We start from the raw sequence: 18,467 nt of genomic DNA, 5'->3' as shown, positions 1-18,467 counted from the left end.
TCCGCAACCCTAGCTGGCGCCGGGGTCGCTCCCGGTCGTCGACCGCGCCCGCTCGAGCCGCACCACGATGGCCTTGGACACGGGCGTGTTGCTGCCGATCGCCGTGCTCGCGAGCGGGACGAGGACGTTCGCCTCGGGGAAGTAGGTCGCGGCGCAGCCGCGCGCGGTCGGGAACGCGACCACGCGGTAGTCCCGCAAGACACGGTCCGGCTCGCCCGGCCACTCGCTGACGACGTCGACGCGCTCGCCGTCGTCCAGCCCGAGCTCGGCGAGGTCCCCCGGGTTCACGAACACGACGTCGCGGCCGCCGTGGATGCCCCGGTACCGGTCGTTGAGGCCGTACATCGTGGTGTTGAACTGGTCGTGGGACCGCACCGTCTGCAGGATCAGGCGGCCCGGCGGCCGCTCGACCGGGAGCAGCTCGTTCACCGTGATCATCGCCTTGCCGGTCGGCGTCGGGAACGTCCGGGAGTCGCGCGGACCGTTCGGGAGCACGAACCCGCCCGCGCGCCGTGCCCGGACGTTGAAGTCCTGGAACCCGGGGACGACGCGCTCGATCGAGGCGCGGATCGTGTCGTAGTCACGCTCGAAGCCGGCCCAGTCGATCGGTCCGTCCTCGCCGAGCACCGCGCGGGCCAGGCGCGTGACGATCGAGACCTCCGACAGGAGACCCGGCGCGACGGGCGGCACCGCGCCGTGCGTCGCGTGCACGGCGCAGACGCTGTCCTCGACCGTGACGAACTGCGCGCCCGTCGCCTGCAGGTCCACGTCGGTACGGCCGAGCGTCGGAAGGATCAGCGCCTCGGCACCCGTCACGACGTGCGAGCGGTTGAGCTTCGTCGAGACCTGCACCGTCAGCTGTGTGCCGCGCATCGCGGCCTCGGCCGCACCGGTGTCGGAGATCGCGGCGACCAGGTTCCCGCCCAGCGCGAACCACACCTTGACCTCGCCGCGTCGCATCGCCTCGATGCAGCGGACGGAGTCGAGGCCGTGCTCGCGGGGTGGGCGGAACGAGAACTCCGCCCCGAGCGCGTCGAGGAAGGCGTCGGGCATCCGTTCCCAGATGCCCATCGTCCGGTCGCCCTGCACGTTGCTGTGCCCCCGGATCGGCGACGCGCCGGCGCCCGGCTTGCCGATGTTCCCGCGGAGCAGCAGCAGGTTGACGATCTCCTTGATCGTGTCGACGCCCTTGCGGTGCTGGGTCAGACCCATCGCCCACGTGACGATCACGCGGTCCGCCGCGACGTAGCGCTCGGCGAGCCGGTCGATGTCCGCGATCGGCAGCCCGGTGGCGGTCGCGACCTCCTGCTCGTCGAGGTGCTGCAGGTGCGCACGGAACGCCGCCAGGCCGAGCGTGTGCTCCGCCAGGAACGCGTGGTCGAGCACCGTGCCGGGCGCGCGGTCCTCCGCCTCGAGCACCCGCTTGGAGATCCACTGGAGCATCGCCATGTCGCCGCCGCTGCGGATCTGCAGGAACTGGTCGGCGAGCTCGGTGCCGCGTCCGGCGATGCCGCGCACCCGCTGGGGGTTCTTGTACCGCTTGAGGCCGACCTCGGGCAGCGGGTTCACGGCGACGATCGTGGCGCCCGCCCGCTTGGCGTTCTCGAGCGCCGTCAGCATGCGCGGGTGGTTCGTGCCGGGGTTCTGCCCCATCACGACGATGAGCTCGGCCCGCTCGAAGTCGTCGTACGAGACGGTCGACTTGCCGATGCCGATCGTCTGACCGAGGGCGGCGCCCGTCGACTCGTGGCACATGTTGGAGCAGTCCGGCAGGTTGTTCGTGCCGAACGCCCGCACGAACAGCTGGTAGACGAACGCGGCCTCGTTCGAGGTGCGCCCGCTCGTGTAGAACGCGGCCTCGTTCGGCGAACCGAGGCCGCGGAGCCGGTCGGCGACCAGCGCGAACGCGTCGTCCCAGCCGATCGGCACGTAGTGGTCGCTCCCCGCCGGCTTGTGCACCGGCTCGACGAGCCGGCCCTGCGATCCGAGCCAGTACTCCGAGCGCTCGGCCAGCTCCGAGACCGGGTGCTCGGCCCAGAACGTCGTCGGGACGGTCAGCGGGTCGGCCTCCCACGCCGTCGCGCGGGCGCCGTTCTCGCAGAACTCGATGCGCGAGCGGTGGCCGGGGTCCGGCCACGCGCAGCTCATGCAGTCGAAGCCGTCCTTCTGGTTGATCCGGCTGAGCAGCGTCAGGGCGCGCGCGGGCCCGAGCTCGCGCAGCGCGTACTGCAGCGCGTTCGCGGCGCCCGGCACGCCCGCCACCGCGCTGGGCAGAGCGCCGACGACCACGTCACGGTCCGGCTCGTGCGACAGCGGCTTGCGCGTCACGGCACCGGCACCTCGACCTGCACGCGCTCGGGCCGCGAGTACACGACCATGGACGGCCCGCGCAGGAAGCCGACGAGCGTCAGCCCCGACTCCTGCGCCAGGTCCACCGCGAGCGACGAGGGCGCCGACACCGACGCCAGCACCGGGATCCCCGCCATCAGCGCCTTCTGCGTCAGCTCGAACGACGAGCGGCCGGAGACCACGAGCACCGTCCCGCGCAGCGGGAGGCGCCCGGACAGCAGGGCCCAGCCGACCACCTTGTCGACCGCGTTGTGGCGTCCGACGTCCTCCCGGAGCACCAGGAGCTCGCCGGTGGCGGCGTCGAACAGCCCGGCCGCGTGCAGTCCCCCGGTCGAGTCGAACACCTTCTGACCCGCGCGGAGCCGGTCGGGCAGCGTCGAGAGCAGCGTCGCGGGCACCGCGACCTCGTCGTCGGCGACCCGCCACCGCGACCGGGTGCGCACGTCGTCGATGCTCGACTTGCCGCAGACCCCGCACGCCGAGGTGGTGGCGAACGCGCGCTCGAGTCCGGGCGCCGGAGGCGGGACGCCGGGGCCGAGCGCCACGCTCAGGACGTTGTACGTGTTCGGCCCGTCTGCCGGCGGCCCGGCGCAGTACCGCGCCCCCGCGAGGTGCCCGGCCTCGGTGACGACGCCCTCCGAGACGAGGAAGCCCGCGGCGAGCTCGACGTCGTGGCCCGGCGTCCGCATCGTCACCGTGAGCGGCCGGGACCCGATCCGGAGCTCGAGCGGCTCCTCCGCGGCGAGCAGGTCCTCGGCACGACGTGGCCCGTCGTCCGCGGTGATCCGCAGGACCCGCCGGCGCACGGTGATCCGCTCCATCGCTCACCACCTCCCGGACGTCACGCCGGAGCACCCAGCACGTCGGCGATCCCGCGCTCGAGGCGACGCAGCTCGTTCGGTGCGAGCCCCGTGAAGCGCTCGACCTCGCGGGGTGGGTAGTTCGCCTGCGAGTACCACCGGATCGTGTGGAGCACGTCCTGCGACTGCGCGGGGCCGCGCCCGATCGCGTCCCGCACGAACGCGCTGAACCGCACGGCCGCGAGGTAGACGGTCGGCTGGACGCCCGTGTGCACGACGAACCACCGGTCGAGCCGACCCAGCGCGAGGTCCGCGCGGCGAGCGAGGTCGGCCGTGGTGATGATCCCCCGCTCCTCGACCGCGACCCGGAGCGCCGGCGCGAGCAGCGCGATCGTCGGGTCCTCGGTGGCGGGCCGGCGCGCCGCGCCGAGCGCCTCGCCGAGCAGCCGGGCGGCGTCCGCGTCGCGCCCGGCGTCGAGCGCGGCGCGCACGGTCGCCTCCACGACGTCCGGCAGCAGCAGGCCCAGGGGCTCGCGCCGGTCCACGGCGAGCGACCCGGGCGACAGCCGGGCGAGCGCGAGCGGGTCGAGCTGCGCACCGAGGCGCACGGCCGGACCCGTCTGCTCGCGCACGACGGCGCGCGTCGCGAGGCCGCTCACGCCCGAGCCGTCCGGCGTGCTCAGGCCGGTCAAGGGGTCGATGCGGAGGCCCGGCTCCCCGCTCGCGACCACGACGAGCCCGTGCCCGTCGGGCAGCAGGACCTCGCGGGTCGACGCGCCGGCGTGGTGCCGCGCGACCCAGAGGTGCTCGACGAGGTCACGCGCCACGGGGGGCGGTGCGAAGCGCGTGTAGCGCACCGACGGGTCGGCCATGGCCTCATCATGACGCGCCGCGCGGCGTCAGGGGTGACATCCGCGACGCCGCGTCCGGTGCGCGCGTCCCGCGGCGGCGCTCAGTCCCCGAAGGGCCCGACGCGCACCACGGAGCGCGGCTGCGACGCCAGCTCGGCGGCCAGCTCCTGCACCGCCGTGACCGTGACGGCCCGGATCCGCTCGAGCGACTCGTCGACGCTGAGCAGCTCGCCGTGCACGAGCTCGGCCTTGCCGAGCCGGCTCATCCGTGAGCCGGTGTCCTCCATGCCGAGCACCAGGCCGCCCGAGAGCTGGCCGATCGACCGCTCGAGCTCGGCGGCGGCGATCGGCGAGTCGGCCAACCGCTCCCACTCGCGCACCATGAGCTCGACGACCTCGTCGACCCGGCCGGGCGTGCAGCCCGCGTACAGGCCGAAGATGCCGGTCTCGGCGTGGCCCGACGCGAACGAGTAGGTCGAGTACGCGAGCCCGCGCTTCTCGCGGATCTCCTGGAACAGCCGCGACGACATGCCGCCGCCCAGCACCGCGCTCAGCACCGAGAGCGTGAACCGCCGGTCGTCGGTCGCGGTGAGGGCCGTGCCGCCGACGATGACGTTCGCCTGCTCGGTGTGCCGGCGGATGGTCAGCTCGGTCCCGGCGGCCGGGATGCCGGCCTCGCCCGCGCGCAGTGCGCCGTCCGTGGGGACGCGACGCCCGGTGGGCGCGGCATCCGGGTCGAGCGCCCAGCCGCCGTCGGCGAGCGCGCGCTCGACCTGGGCGCACAGCTGGTCGTGGTCGACGCCGCCTGCAGCCGTGACGACGAGCGTCGACGGCAGGTAGTGCTGGCGGTAGTGCTCCCAGACGGCGTCGCGCGGCACCGCGCGGATCGTCTCGGGCGTGCCGCCGATCGGGCGGCCCAGCGGGTGCGCCCCGAGCACCGCGGTGGCGAACTGCTCGTGCACCACGTCGCTCGGGTCGTCGTCGTTCATGGCGAGCTCTTCGAGGATGACGCCGCGCTCGGTCTCGAGCTCGCCCGCGTCGAGGCGCGAGGACGTCACCATGTCGGCGATCACGTCGACCGCCATGGGCAGGTCGGAGTCGAGCACGCGTGCGTAGTAGCACGTGTGCTCCTTGCCGGTGGCGGCGTTGGCCTCGCCACCGACGGCGTCGAACGCCTCCGCGATGTCCATCGCGGAGCGGGTCGGCGTGCCCTTGAACAGCAGGTGCTCGAGGAAGTGCGTCGAGCCGAAGTGCCCGTCGGTCTCGTCACGCGAGCCGACGCCGACCCACGCGCCGACGCTCGCCGAGCGGATCCCCGGCATGTGCTCGGTGAGCACGCGGACACCGCCGGGCAGGACGGAACGACGCACGAGGGCGTCGCCGTCCTGCCCGGCGGCCTGCTCGGCCCCGGGCAGACCGGGGCTGACGAGCGGGAGGTCCAGCGTCACGTCAGGCGTCGGCCGGGGCCGGCTGCTCGTCCGAGGCGGGCGCCTCGTCCGTTGCCTGCTCCTCGTCGACCACGGCGTGCAGCGAGAGCTTGCCGCGCGGGTCGATCTCGCCGATCTCGACCTGGACCTTCTGCCCGATGGACAGGACGTCCTCGACGTTCTCGACGCGCTTGCCGCCCACGAGCTTGCGGATCTGAGAGATGTGCAGCAGACCGTCCTTGCCCGGGGAGAGCGACACGAACGCACCGAACGTCGTGGTCTTGACGACCGTGCCGACGAAGCGCTCGCCGACCTCCGGCATGTGCGGGTTGGCGATCGCGTTGATCGCGGCCCGCGCCGCCTCGGCCGAGGGCCCGTCGGTCGCGCCGATGTAGACCGTGCCGTCGTCCTCGATCGAGATGTCGGCGCCCGTCTCCTCCTGGATCTGGTTGATCATCTTGCCCTTGGGGCCGATGACCTCGCCGATCTTGTCGACCGGCACCTTCACCGTGATGACGCGGGGCGCGTTCGGGCTCATCTCGTCCGGCGTGTCGATCGCCTCGGCGATGACGTCGAGGATCGCGAGGCGAGCCTCCTTCGCCTGCGTCAGCGCACCGGCCAGGACCGACGCCGGGATGCCGTCGAGCTTGGTGTCGAGCTGGATCGCGGTGACGAACTCGCGCGTGCCGGCGACCTTGAAGTCCATGTCACCGAACGCGTCCTCGGCGCCGAGGATGTCGGTGAGCGCCGCGTAGCGGGTCTCACCGTCCACCGTGTCGGACACGAGGCCCATCGCGATGCCCGCGACGGGCGCGCGCAGCGGCACACCCGCGTTGAGCAGCGAGAGCGTGGACGCGCAGACCGAGCCCATCGACGTCGACCCGTTCGAGCCGAGCGCCTCCGAGACCTGGCGGATCGCGTAGGGGAACTCCTCGCGCGACGGCAGGACCGGCATGAGCGCGCGCTCGGCGAGCGCGCCGTGGCCGATCTCGCGGCGCTTCGGCGAGCCCACGCGGCCCGTCTCACCGGTCGAGTACGGCGGGAAGTTGTAGTTGTGCATGTAGCGCTTGCGCGTCTCGGGCGACAGCGTGTCGAGCTGCTGCTCCATGCGGAGCATGTTCAGCGTCGTGACGCCGAGGATCTGCGTCTCGCCGCGCTCGAACAGCGCCGAGCCGTGCACGCGGGGCAGGACCTCGACCTCGGCCGAGAGCGTGCGGATGTCCCGCAGGCCGCGGCCGTCGATGCGGAAGCCGTCGGTGAGGATGCGCTGGCGGATGAGCTTCTTCTGCACCGAGCGGTACGCCGCGGAGATCTCCTTCTCGCGCCCCTCGAACTGCCCGGCGAGCTCGCCCTGGATCTCCGCCTTGATCTCGTCGAGGCGGTTCTCGCGGGTCTGCTTGTCGGCGATGCTCAGCGCCTCGCCCAGGCGGGCCGACGCGGCGGCGTCCACCGCGGCGTAGGCGTCGTCCTGGTAGTCCGGGAACGTCGGGAAGACCTGGGTCTCCTTGGCGGACTTGCTCGCCAGCTCCGACTGCGCCTCGCACAGCACGCGGATGAACGGCTTGGCGGCCTCGAGGCCCGCCGCGACGATCTCCTCGGTCGGCGCCTGCGCGCCCTCGTTCTTGATGAGGTTCCACGACTTCTCGGGAGCCTCGGCCTCGATCATGGCGATCGCCACGTCGTCACCCACGACGCGGCCGGCGACGACCATGTCGAACGTCGCACGCTCGCGCTCGGAGTAGCGCGGGAACGCGACCCACTGGCCGTCGATGAGCGCGATGCGCACGCCGCCGACCGGGCCGGAGAACGGCAGGCCGGAGATCTGCGTCGAGATCGACGCGGCGTTGATCGCGAGGACGTCGTACGCGTCGTCCGGGTGGATCGCCAGGACCGTGATGACGACCTGGACCTCGTTGCGCAGACCCTTGACGAACAGGGGGCGCAGCGGGCGGTCGACGAGCCGGCACGCGAGGATCGCCTCGGTCGAGGGACGGCCCTCGCGGCGGAAGAACGAGCCCGGGATCTTGCCGGCGGCGTACTGCCGCTCCTCGACGTCGATCGTCAGCGGGAAGAAGTCGAACTGGTCCTTGGGGTACTTGCCGGCCGTCGTGGCCGACAGCAGCATCGTGTCGCCGTCCAGGTAGGCGGCGACGGCGCCGGCGGCCTGCTTGGCCAGGCGGCCAGTCTCGAAGCGGACGGTGCGCGTGCCGAACGTGCCGTTGTCGATGACGGCCTCGGCGAACTGGATCTCGGGACCCTCCACGGGTGCCCTCCTTGTTCTCGAAGGCGCCGGCCGTCCGCGGCGGTCTTCGACCGTGGTCCTCGGAGCATCGAGCTCCGGGGACCACTACCGAGGACCGGACGAGCGGTGCGGCGCGGTGGGTGGTGCGTGGTACGTGTGCGTTCAGGAGGAGCTCGTCGCGAGCTCCCGGGCGAAACACCGAACCAGCCCGGACCCTACTGCGGGTCCGGGCTGGTTCGAGTGATCAACGGCGCAGGCCGAGGCGCTCCACGATGCTGCGGTAGCGGTTGATGTCGACCTTCTGCAGGTAGCCGAGCAGGCGGCGACGACGACCGACGAGCAGCAGCAGGCCGCGACGGCTGTGGTGGTCGTGCTTGTGCTCCTTGAGGTGCTCCGTCAGGTCCTTGATCCGCTTGGTCAGGACCGCGATCTGCACCTCCGGCGAACCCGTGTCGCCCTCGTGCGTCGCGTACTCGGTCATGATGGCCTGCTTGGTGGCGCTGTCCAGGGACACGGTTCTCCAGGTTGTCTCGTTGCGCGGTGCGCCGGGGCATGTCCACCCGGGCTCTCTCGATCCGCGGCCGTTCGAACGGCACCGCAAGACTACCAGGCGGCGTGGGCGCTCCCCGCATCGCGGTCCTGGGCCGCGGGTGCCTCGACATCGAGCACGTCGCGGGCGCGCGCCACGTCGTCGTGCATCGTCGCGACGAGGCGCTCGATCGCGTCGGGCCCGTCGAACCGCAGCGTCGGGCGCAGCCGCTCGACGAGCTCGAGCACCACCTGCTGGCCGTAGAGGTCGAGGTCGTCGCGGTCGAGCACGTACGCCTCGACGCGCCGCTCGACGCCGTCGAACGTGGGGTTCGTGCCGATCGAGATCGCGGCCGGCAGCACCACGTCGGCCTCGTCGGGCGCGACCGGCGTCCCGTCCTCGTGGCGGGTGCGCCGCAGCCGACCCGCGTAGACGCCGTCCGCGGGGACCATGCCGGCCGTGTCGGTGCCGAGGTTGGCGGTCGGGAAGCCGAGCTCGCGGCCGCGCGCGTCGCCGTGCACGACCGTGCCGCGCAGGCGGTGCGCCCGTCCGAGCACGTGCGCCGCGCCCGCGACGTCGCCCTCGTCGAGCAGCTCGCGCACCCAGGTCGACGACCAGCGCCGGTGCGCCGGGTCGTCGGCGTGCGGCTGCGGGGTCACGTCGGCGATCACCTCGACCGCGAACCCGTACGTCTGCCCGAGCGCGACCATCGTCGACAGGTCGCCCGTGTTGTTCCAGCCGAACCGCACGTCGCGGCCGACGACCACGGTGCGGGCGTGCAGGCCGTCGACGAGGTAGCGCCGCACGAACTCCTCGGGCGTCTGCCGCGCGAACTCGAGCGTGTACGGCAGCAGCAGCACGGCGTCGAGCCCTGTGGCGGCCAGGAGCTCGAGTCGGTCCTCGTCACCCGTCAGCAGCTCGGGCGCGTCGTCCGGGCGGTGCACCTGGAGGGGGTGCGGGCTGAACGTCACGGCGACCGAGCGCGCGCCCGCCGCCCGCGCGTCCGCGCACAGCCGCGTCAGCACGGTGGCGTGGCCACGGTGGACGCCGTCGAAGTTGCCGATCGTGACGACCGACGGGCCGAAGCCCGCCGGGACGTCGGCCAGGTCACGCCAGAGCTGCACGCACGCTCCCCACTCGTCGCCCGGTCCTGACGCGGGCGTCCGGGGGTCAAGCGTGCCACCTGCGCGGCCCCCGACGCACCGCACCCCCGGGGCCGCGCGGGATCCCGGGGGTGCGGTACGTCGCAGGGTGCGTCAGCGCCGGACGGTGAGCGTCGCCGCCGCCGACGTGGCCGTGCCGTACGAGTTCGTCACGACCGCTCGGTAGTGCGAGCCCGAGCGGAACGTCGCCGCCGTGACGACGAGCGACCGGTGCGTGGCGCCGGTGATCCGGACCCACCGGCCGTGCGGCCGCTGGACGTACCACTGCACGTGGGCGCTCGGGTACGCGACCACGCCGACCGTGAAGGTCACCCGCGCGCCGACCTTGGCCTTCGCGGATGCGGGGTCCGCCGTGATGTGCGGCTTCGCCTTCGCGACGACGAGCGCCGCCGACGCCGAGACGGCGCGGCCCGCCACGTTCGTGGCGACGGCGCGGTAGTGCGTGCCGCTGAGCGACGCCTTGACCGTCACCCGGAGCGTCGTCCCGGTGGCGCCCTTGACGTTCTTCCACGCGGTCGAGCCCTTGGCGCGCGACTGCCACTGGATGGTCGGCGCCGGGGTCCCCGTCGCCTTGACCGTGAACGTCGCCGTCGCGCCCACGCGCTTCGTGACCGACCGCGGCTGCGCCGTGATCGTCGGCGCGACCGTCGTGACGGGCGCCGCCTGGACGCGCAGCGTGGCCGCGTCCGAGGTCGCGGACCCGTACGCGTTGGACGCGACGGCGCGGTACTGCGCGCCGTCGAGCGCGACGGTGCCCGTGACCGTGAGCGACGTGCCGGTCTTCCCGGCGAGGTCCGCCCACGTCGACGCGGTGCGGCCCTTGCTCTGCCACCGGACCGCCGGCGTCGGCGAGCCCGCGACGGCCACCGTGAGCGTCGCGGACCGGCCGACCTGGACCTGCTGGTTCAGGGGCTGGGTCACGATGCTCGGCACGCCGGCGACCGGCGCCTTCGCGCCACCGTCCTGGTCCGCGACGAACGCCGCGACCCACGACAGCGACGAGGCCCAGTTGATCGCGACCTCGTTGACGGACCACGCCGCGCGGTCGTCGACGTAGCAGGCCTGCGGCGCGCACGGGTGCGACGTCGGGTCGTACAGGGCCGCGATCGTCGGGTCCCACGTCGCGCTCTGCGAGTTCGGCCCGCCCGAGAGCGACCCCGCGGGCGTCTCCCCGGTGAGTGACGACTCGAGCCACCGGCTGTGCTGGTGGACCGTGTACCGCGCGCCGTAGCCCGTCACGTACGAGTGGTTGAGCGCGTTGCGGCCCAGCAGGTAGTCCATCGACTCGAGCACCGCGTCGCGGTACTTCGTCGCACCCGTGAGGTCGAACGCGGTCGCGAGCACGACGTCGTTGTTGTCGAGCGCCGACGTCGAGCCCCACGCGTAGCTGCCGTCCGGGTCGCCGGGGTACGACGTGCCGAACGGCGAGGCGTGCTGCCACGCGAGGTACGCGTCGGCCCCCGCGACGACCGACGCCTGCGTCGCGGCCCGGTCGGGCAGCGGGTTCGGCACGGTCGCGAGGTCGAGGCGGCCGAGCGCCGCCGTCGAGCCCCAGCTGAAGCCGCTCTGCGACCAGATCGACTGGTCGGTCTGGAACGGGCTCGCCTCGACGGCGTCGGCGTACTGCTGCTGGTGCGTCGAGAGGTAGAGCTCGGCGGCCGCCCAGTAGAACTCGTCGCCGACCTTGGTGTCGTCGTACGCGCCGCCACCGTTGTTGCCGGCCGAGGCGGGCGCGTACAGGTCGGGCACCCGCACGGCGGAGGCGTATGCGAGCTCGCTCGCCGCGAGGAGCTTCTCGGAGTAGCCCGGGAAGGCGTCCTCGTACTGCGCGAACACGCGAGCACCCTGGGCTGCCACGGCCGCGAGGTTCAGCGTGGCGGCCGTCGACGGACGCGCGAGGGCGCGCGCCTGCGGGTCCGCGGCAGGGTCGAGCGGGAGGCCCGTCCACCCGACGTCGTGGATCTTGTGGTGGACCATGCCGTCGAGGTCCTGGCCCTCGTACGTCATGCCGGTGCCGACGGGCACCTGCATCGAGAGCAGGAAGTCGAGCTCCCACTTGGCCTCGTCGAGGATGTCGGGCACCGCGTTGCCGGTCTCGGGCACCGCGAGCGTCCCGTCGCCGAGCGCGTGGTCCGACGTCGGCGCCTGCTGCGAGCGCTCGTACTCGCTGAGGAGCTGCGCGACGGCGATGCCGCCGTTGACCACGTACTTGCCGTGGTCGCCCGCGTCGTACCAGCCGCCCACGACGTCGCGCGTGTAGCCGTCGGGGCACGTCCACGTGCCGTACGACCAGCTCGCGCCGTCCTGCGCCGACGTGAGGCACGGCACGTCGAGGTCGCCCTTGTTCTTCGTGCCGACGGGGTTCTTCGACGGGTCGGCGCTGGCGACGTGCCCCGCGGACCGCGCATTCCCCGCGCCGGCGATCGACGCCTCGATGTCGATGCCGCTGCGGACCTTGTAGAAGTAGTCGAGCGCGTCGGTGCGCAGCGACTGGTAGATGTCCGCGCCGATCGTGAACGGGTCGCTCGCGTCGTCGCCGACCTTGAGGCGGTAGCCCTCGCCCGGCGTCGACCAGTCGCTGAAGTCGATCGTCTGGACCGCCACGCCGGCCGTCGGGTCGACGCCCGCGGGCGTCGCCGTCCCGGTCGCGACGACCGCGTCGGAGCCGTCGAGGAGCTGCCACTGCTGGCCCGCGGAGGCGTCGCTGACGAGCGTCGCGTTCTTCGGGCCGTCGGGCAGGTAGCCGACCTGGTTGACGCGCACCGCCGAGCCCGTGTCGGGCTCGTAGGGCTTCGGGCCGGCCGCGAGCTTGAGCAGCGAGATGCTGGTCAGGCACAGGGTGTAGCCGTGGTCCGCGGCGCCCGCGCCGGTCTGCAACGCGACCTGGCCCACCTGGGCGTCGCCGTCGGTCGGGAGCGTCTCTGGCGCGTCGAACTCGAACGACACCGTCTTCGGCGTGTCGTTCAGCACGTCCACCGAGTCCTTGAACGTCGCCCAGGGCTCGTTGCCCTCGCCGACGAGCGAGCGGACCTGGGACGCGGGGGTCGCCGTCGCCGTGTACGTGAGGCGGTAGCGGGAGCCCTGCTGCAGCGGGACCCCGTTGTCGACGAGGCCCGTGTACTGGCCCGTGCCGGCGGGGACCGCGAAGCAGAGGTCGCCGTCGCCGGCGGCGGAGGTGACGGTGTAGCCGTCCGAGAGGCTCCAGCCGTCGGGCAGCGTGCCGTCGAACGTCGTGCTGGGCAGGACCTCGGTGTCGGTCGCGAGGACCACGTCGTCGATGCACAGCGTGAACGGCTGCGCGTTGGCGCCGACCTGCAGGCTGATGCTCCCGGTGTCCGTCGACCAGCCGGCGGGCGTCACGTCGAGCTCGAACGACTGCGCGTCCGGTCCGACGTGCACCGACTTCTGCACGACGTCGGGGTACGAGCCGCCTGTCTGGAGCGTCAGGTCGGCCGACGCCGTGGCGTGCGCGGTGAACGAGATCGTCGTCGGCGCGCCGTCCTTGAACGCGACGCCGTCCACCTGGAGCGCGCCGTCCCAGGGGTTGCCGCCGGCGTCGGCCGGCACCGCGGCGCACAGCTCGCCGGTCGACGCGTCCGCGGCGCCGGGGATGCCCCACGTGTACCAGCCCTGGGTGCCGGTCGAGAAGTCGTCCGAGACGTACGAGACGGGAGCTGCGGCCTGGGCGGCCGGTGCCGCCACGACCGCCATCGCCACGACCGCCGCCGAGGCGGCCGTCGCGACGCCCGCGCGCAGGCGGGAGGGGTGCTGCGAGGAAACCACGCTGTCTCCTTCACTGTGGGATCGCTCCCACGGTGCCTGCCGGCGCCCGCGGGGACGAAGGGTCGAGTCGGAACGTAGCGGCCACGGTTCCCGTGCGGGAGCGATCTCGTCATCGAGATCGAAACGTTATGAGAAGTGACCCCGGTCACATGCGTGGCGGGCGGACGGCCGCCACGGCCGCGCGGGGGCCAATTCTTGGCCACGGCAACATGAACATTGGATGAACGCCCAGGTGAGCGGTTTGATCGGGTGCCCCCGACCCCTCACCGTCATCGTGTGGACGGACTCCCCCTGCTCGTCGTCGTGGTCGTCACGGCGCTCGCGTTCGACTTCACCAACGGTTTCCACGACACCGCCAACGCCATGGCGACGTCGATCGCCACGGGTGCGCTGCGCCCCCGCGTCGCCGTCGCGCTCTCGGCCGTGCTCAACGTCGTCGGCGCCTTCCTCTCGCTCACGGTCGCCGCGACGATCGCCAAGGGCATCGTGGACCAGGACGCCGTGACGCTGTCCGTCGTGTTCGGCGGCCTCGTCGGCGGCATCATCTGGAACCTCGTCACCTGGTACTTCGGCCTGCCGTCGAGCTCGTCGCACGCGCTCATCGGCGGCCTCGTCGGCGCGGTCCTCGTCGCGGCCGGCACGTCGGGCGTCGAGTGGTCCGGGCTCGTCTCGAAGGTGATCATCCCGGCCGTCATCGCGCCCGTCGCCGCCGGGCTCGTCGCCCTGTCCGGGACGTGGCTCGTGTACCGGATCACGCGCCGCGTCGCGGGTGCCGAGCGTGGCCGCGAGTTCCGCTTCGGTCAGATCGGCTCGGCGTCCCTCGTCTCGCTCGCGCACGGCACCAACGACGCGCAGAAGACGATGGGCATCATCCTCCTGGCCCTCATCGCGGGTGGCCAGCTGCCCCAGGACGCCGGGGTGCCCGACTGGGTCGTGTTCGCCTGCGCGGCCGCGATGGGCCTCGGCACCTACCTCGGCGGGTGGCGCGTCATCCGCACGCTCGGCAAGGGTCTCGTGGACATCGAGTCGCCCCAGGGCATGGCCGCGGAGACCACCTCCGCCGCGGTGATCCTCGTGTCGAGCCACTTCGGCTACCCGCTCTCGACCACCCAGGTGGCGAGCGGCTCGATCATGGGCTCGGGTGTCGGGCGGCGCACGCCCGTGCGCTGGGGCACCGCGCGCCGCATGGTCGTCGCCTGGCTCGTGACCCTGCCCGCGGCGGCCGCGGTCGGCGCGACCGCCGAGACGATCTCGCGGGCGCTCGGTGCGGCCGGCAACGTGATCGTGCTGGGCCTGCTCATCACCGCCTCGGCCGCGATCTACCTGCGGTCGCGGCGGGCGCCGGTCGACCGGCACAACGTCAACGACGAGTGGCGCGAGCCCGCCTCCGAGCCCGCCGCGCCCGCGATGGTCTGAGGAGATCCGTGAGCACCTACATCGACGTCCCGGCTCTCGCGCGCGTCATCGCCGTGAGCCTGCTGGTCGGCGCCGGGCTGCCGGCTCTGTTCGCGGTCGGCGTGCGCGCGCTGGCCCCCGTCGAGGGCCGCACCAGCCGGTCGGGTCTGCGTGTCGCGGCCGCGACGCTGTGCTTCGCGATCTGCGCCGCGACCGTCCTCTACGGCGTGTACCGGATCGTCGCGACGGGCGGTCACTGATGTCGCGGCCGGGCGCGGTCCGCCGCGTGACGGAGTGGCTGCGTGCCGGGTACCCTTCCGGGGTCCCGCAGCAGGACTACGTCGCGCTGCTCGCGCTGCTGCGGCGGCGCCTGACGGACGACGAGATCGCCGAGGTCGTCGACCGCGTCACGGTCGAGTACCCCGCGGGTGACGCGACGCGCGCCGACGTGCACCGCACCATCGAGGAGCTCGTCGAGCAGCCCCCGGTCGCCGCCGACGTGTCCCGCGTCAGCGCGGTGCTCGCCGCGGTGGGCTGGCCGCTCGCGGCTCTCGAGGACGACGAGGACTGACACCGGGTCGAACCCGCACCGGGCGCTGAGCCCGACGGCTCCGCGCCGCTCAGGCGGGTGCGAGGACGAGCGTGGGGACGACCCACCTGCCGCGCCGCTCGACGAGCCCGACGAGCCGGCCGTCCGGAGCGAGCGCGGCCGTCGGGGCCTCGGGCTCGTCGCCCGCCGCGGTCAGCCGCTGACCGTACGCGAGCGCACGCGCCTCGTCGTCCGTGAGCTCGCGGACGGGGAAGGTGGCACGTGCCGCGTCGGCGAGGCCCAGGACGGTCAGGGGCACGTCGTCGGGCGTGTCCGCGAGCTCGTCGAGAGTCCGGGCGAGCTCGAGCCCGTACCCGCCGACGCGCGTGCGCCGGAGCGCCGTGAGGTGGCCCCCGACGCCGAGCGCGTCGCCGAGGTCGCGCGCCAGCGCGCGCACGTAGGTGCCGGAGGACACGGTCACCCGCGCGTCGACGTCGAGCACCGGCGGTCCGTCGACGTCGGCAGCCCGAGGCGCGTCGACCTCGAAGCGCGACACCGTGACGGGCCGCGCGGCGAGCTCCACCGCCTCTCCGGCCCGCACGCGCGCGTACGCCCGCTGCCCGTCGACCTTGATCGCCGACACGGCGCTCGGCACCTGCAGCAGGTCGCCCGTCAGCCCGGCGACCGCCGCGTCGAGCGCCTCCCGCGTGACGCCCGACGCGTCGCGGGCCTCGAGCGGCTCGCCCTCGGCGTCCTCGGTCGTCGTGGTGCGGCCGAGCCGGATCGTCGCCTCGTAGTCCTTGTCGGCGCCCGTCACGTAGGTGAGCAGCCGCGTCGCGCGGCCGACGCCGACGACGAGCACGCCCGTGGCCATCGGGTCGAGCGTGCCGGCGTGCCCGACCTTGCGCGTGCCGGCGAGGCGACGCATGCGCGCGACGACGTCGTGGCTGGTCCAGCCCTGCGGCTTGTCGACGACGACGAACCCGTCAGGCGCCGTGGGGCGGCGCGGCGGGCGGTCGCTCACGCGGTGCGCCGCTCGTTCGCCGCGAGGAACACGCACTCGATGAGGCCGTCCATGCCGACGTCCTCGCCCTTGTGCCCGGTCGCGTCGAGCGCGACGAGAACGTTGAGCAGCATGCCGAACGCCACGAAGCGGCGCGCGTCGTCCTCCGTGCCGCCCGTGCGGGCGAGGTACAGCCGGTACGCCTCGCCGAGGCAGTGCCGGGCGATCCGGCCGACCTCCTCGTCGGCGCCCGCGATGAAGCCGTGCATCATCAGCCGCAGCAGGTCGCGGTCCTCGATGAGCTCGAGGTACGCCGCGCCCATCGCGTCCTCGGCCTCCTCCGGGCTCAGGCCCTCGGGCGGCGACGCGAGCGCGGTGTTCACCTCCTCGGCGGCCTGCTGGTACGTGGCGAGGAAGAGCTCGCGCTTCGAGCCGAACAGCCGCACCACGTACGGCTGCGACACCCCCGCGGCGCGCGCGACCTCGTCGGTGGTCGCGGCGTAGCCGCTCTCCGCGAACACGCGCCGCGCGGCGGCCAGGATCTGCTCCCGGCGCTGCGCGCTCGTCATGCGGGTGGTCTGCTCTGTCGCCGTCGACGTCACGGTCGTCATCATCTCTCGCCCTCCTTGCCGCGCCCCGCCGGAACCACCGGCGAGTTCGCTGTTGACATGTTATCAGTCGATGCCTACCTTCGTCCTTGTTAGTAATCACTCAATGCCAACAGCCAGGAGCCGACCGTGTCCGAAGCACTCACCGCGCCTGACGCGACCCACGGCGCGCCCCCGTCCCCCGTGCGCCGCCGGGTGCTCGGAGGCACCGCGATCGCCCTCGTGGCCGCGTCCCTGCCGATGTTCATGGCGACGCTCGACAACCTCGTCATGACGACCGCGTTGCCCGTCATCCACACCTCGCTCGACGCCTCGCTCGAGCAGCTGCAGTGGATGGTCAACGCCTACACGCTCGCGTTCGCGTCGCTGATGATCGCGGCCTCGACGCTCGGTGACCGGATCGGCCGGCGGCGCATGTTCGTGGCCGGCATCGTGGTGTTCACGCTCGCGTCGGCGGCCTCGGCGCTCGCCACCACCGCTCCGATGCTCATCGCCACGCGGGCCGTCCAGGGCGCGGGCGCGGCCGCGATCATGCCGCTCTCGCTGACGCTGCTCGCCGGCGCGGTGCCGGCGGCCAAGCGGGCGCTCGCCATCGGGGTCTGGGGCGGCGTCTCCGGGCTCGGCGTCGCGCTCGGGCCCGTGATCGGTGGCGCGATCGTCGACGGCATCTCGTGGCAGGCCATCTTCTGGATCAACGTCCCGGTCGGCATCGTCGCCGTGCCGCTGATCCGCGCCGTCCTGCCCGAGTCGCGCGGCCGCGCGCAGCGCCTCGACGTGCCCGGGCTCGCGCTCGCCGCGACCGGCGTGCTGGCGCTCGTGTGGGCCATCGTCCGCGGCAACGACGCGGGCTGGGGCTCGGTCGAGGTCGTGGCGGGGCTGGTCGGAGGTGTCGCGCTGCTCGGCGGCTTCCTGTGGCGCGAGGCGCACACCGACCACCCGCTCGTGCCGCTGCGCATGTTCCGCGTCCGCTCGTTCTCGGTCGCCACCGGCAGCGCGTTCCTGTTCTCGGTCGGCGTGTTCGGCATCGTGTTCCTGCTCGCGCAGTTCTTCCAGGTCGCGATGGGCTTCTCGCCGCTGCAGGCCGGCATCCGGACCCTTCCGTGGACCGCCGCGCCGATGATCGTCGCGCCGCTGGCCGGCATGATCGCGCCGCGCGTCGGCGTCCGCCCGCTGCTCGTCGCCGGCCTCGGGCTGCAGGCCCTCGGGCTCGCGTGGCAGGGCCTCCTCGTGTCGAGCTCGGGCCTCGTCTACGCCGACCTCGTGCCGGGCCTGGTGCTCTGCGGCGTCGGCATGGGCCTGACGTTCGCGCCGTCGTCGACGGCGGTCCTCGCGGACATGGGTCCGCACGACCACGGCACGGCGTCGTCCGTGAACGCGACCGTGCGGGAGATCGGCGGCGCGCTCGGCATCGCGGTGCTCGTGGCCGTGTTCCAGGCAGCGAACGGCCAGCTGACGCCGGCCGCCTACGCGACCGGGCTGCGGCCCGCCGTCCTCGCCGCCGCGGCGATCGTCGGGGTCGGCGCGCTGGTCGCGCTCCTCATGCCGCGCGCCACCGGCCGGGCCGGGTCCGAGGTGCACGTGCCGGAGACCGCCGAGGAGCTCGCCGCCGAGACCGCGCTCGAGCCGGCGCTCTGACGCCGCTCGCCTGAGCGCACGGTGCTCGCGGCGCACGAAGGCCCGGTGGACCGCCCACCGGGCCTTCGTCGCGCCAGGTGCCGGCGCGGTCGTCGAGCCTCTCGCCCCGGCGCACCGGCGGCCTGAGACCAAGGTCACACCCGTGCCGCGAAC

General features: G+C 73.4%; 14 protein-coding genes. 4 read left to right on the top strand and 10 right to left on the bottom strand.

Annotation, left to right across the window (positions count from 1 at the left end):
- Nucleotides 1–9: 9 nt before the first annotated feature.
- The 8 genes from QRT04_RS14400 to QRT04_RS14365 all read right to left on the bottom strand — a co-directional run bounded on the left by QRT04_RS14400 (nt 10) and on the right by QRT04_RS14365 (nt 13,144).
- Nucleotides 10–2,328: an FdhF/YdeP family oxidoreductase gene (locus QRT04_RS14400; RefSeq protein WP_407653636.1), complete on the bottom strand. Its 2,319-nt coding sequence runs from the start codon at nt 2,326–2,328 to the stop codon at nt 10–12.
- Complete coding sequence (gene fdhD / locus QRT04_RS14395; protein ID WP_289456200.1) at nt 2,325–3,170, bottom strand: formate dehydrogenase accessory sulfurtransferase FdhD; 846 nt, start codon at nt 3,168–3,170, stop codon at nt 2,325–2,327. Before fdhD ends, QRT04_RS14400 begins: the two co-directional genes overlap by 4 nt.
- Nucleotides 3,171–3,190: 20 nt before the next feature.
- Nucleotides 3,191–4,021 (bottom strand): hypothetical protein, encoded by an 831-nt coding sequence (locus tag QRT04_RS14390; RefSeq protein WP_289456199.1) that lies wholly within the window; start codon nt 4,019–4,021, stop codon nt 3,191–3,193.
- A gap of 80 nt (nt 4,022–4,101) precedes the next feature.
- Nucleotides 4,102–5,448: a M16 family metallopeptidase gene (locus QRT04_RS14385; protein ID WP_289456198.1), complete on the bottom strand. Its 1,347-nt coding sequence runs from the start codon at nt 5,446–5,448 to the stop codon at nt 4,102–4,104.
- A gap of 1 nt (nt 5,449) precedes the next feature.
- Complete coding sequence (locus QRT04_RS14380) at nt 5,450–7,690, bottom strand: polyribonucleotide nucleotidyltransferase (RefSeq protein ID WP_289456196.1); 2,241 nt, start codon at nt 7,688–7,690, stop codon at nt 5,450–5,452.
- Between the two features lie 223 nt (nt 7,691–7,913).
- Nucleotides 7,914–8,183 carry a 30S ribosomal protein S15 gene (rpsO, locus tag QRT04_RS14375; protein ID WP_289456195.1) on the bottom strand — a complete coding sequence of 90 codons (270 nt, stop codon included), beginning with the start codon at nt 8,181–8,183 and terminating at the stop codon, nt 7,914–7,916.
- Nucleotides 8,184–8,272: 89 nt separating this feature from the next.
- Entirely contained in the window at nt 8,273–9,322 is a 1,050-nt protein-coding gene (locus QRT04_RS14370; RefSeq protein ID WP_289456194.1) for a bifunctional riboflavin kinase/FAD synthetase, read from the bottom strand.
- Nucleotides 9,323–9,454: 132 nt separating this feature from the next.
- Nucleotides 9,455–13,144, bottom strand: a complete 3,690-nt coding sequence (locus tag QRT04_RS14365; protein ID WP_289456193.1) for a glycoside hydrolase family 9 protein — start codon at nt 13,142–13,144, stop codon at nt 9,455–9,457.
- Nucleotides 13,145–13,420: 276 nt separating this feature from the next.
- On the opposite strand from QRT04_RS14365, the gene QRT04_RS14360 reads away from it, so the two are divergent.
- Genes QRT04_RS14360 through QRT04_RS14350 form a run of 3 tightly spaced genes read left to right on the top strand, consistent with a single transcriptional unit; the run spans nt 13,421 to nt 15,110 of the window.
- Nucleotides 13,421–14,560, top strand: a complete 1,140-nt coding sequence (locus QRT04_RS14360) for an inorganic phosphate transporter (RefSeq protein ID WP_289456192.1) — start codon at nt 13,421–13,423, stop codon at nt 14,558–14,560.
- An 8-nt stretch (nt 14,561–14,568) separates the two neighbouring features.
- A complete protein-coding gene (locus QRT04_RS14355; RefSeq protein WP_289456191.1) occupies nt 14,569–14,799 on the top strand; it encodes a hypothetical protein in 231 nt (76 codons plus the stop codon).
- A 26-nt stretch (nt 14,800–14,825) separates the two neighbouring features.
- On the top strand, nt 14,826–15,110 hold the full coding sequence (locus QRT04_RS14350; RefSeq protein ID WP_289456190.1) for a DUF3349 domain-containing protein: 285 nt from the start codon (nt 14,826–14,828) through the stop codon (nt 15,108–15,110).
- 49 nt (nt 15,111–15,159) lie between these two features.
- Here the strand turns inward: QRT04_RS14350 and truB are convergent, their stop codons facing one another.
- Both truB and QRT04_RS14340 read right to left on the bottom strand, forming a co-directional pair.
- The gene (truB, locus tag QRT04_RS14345) at nt 15,160–16,092 is read right to left on the bottom strand and encodes a tRNA pseudouridine(55) synthase TruB (protein ID WP_289456189.1); all 933 of its coding nucleotides are present in this window, start codon (nt 16,090–16,092) and stop codon (nt 15,160–15,162) included.
- Nucleotides 16,089–16,685 carry a TetR/AcrR family transcriptional regulator gene (locus QRT04_RS14340; RefSeq protein ID WP_289456188.1) on the bottom strand — a complete coding sequence of 199 codons (597 nt, stop codon included), beginning with the start codon at nt 16,683–16,685 and terminating at the stop codon, nt 16,089–16,091. Before QRT04_RS14340 ends, truB begins: the two co-directional genes overlap by 4 nt.
- A 123-nt stretch (nt 16,686–16,808) precedes the next feature.
- Here QRT04_RS14340 and QRT04_RS14335 point away from each other — a divergent pair, with 123 nt between their 5' ends.
- Nucleotides 16,809–18,314, top strand: a complete 1,506-nt coding sequence (locus QRT04_RS14335; protein ID WP_289456187.1) for an MFS transporter — start codon at nt 16,809–16,811, stop codon at nt 18,312–18,314.
- The last annotated feature ends 153 nt before the right edge of the window (nt 18,315–18,467 follow it).

Source organism: Cellulomonas alba (assembly GCF_030362835.1).
In the GTDB taxonomy this organism is placed as follows: domain Bacteria; phylum Actinomycetota; class Actinomycetes; order Actinomycetales; family Cellulomonadaceae; genus Cellulomonas; species Cellulomonas alba.
The sequence above is the reverse complement of the archived record's forward strand: the minus strand, read 5'-3'. Positions and strand labels throughout refer to the sequence as shown.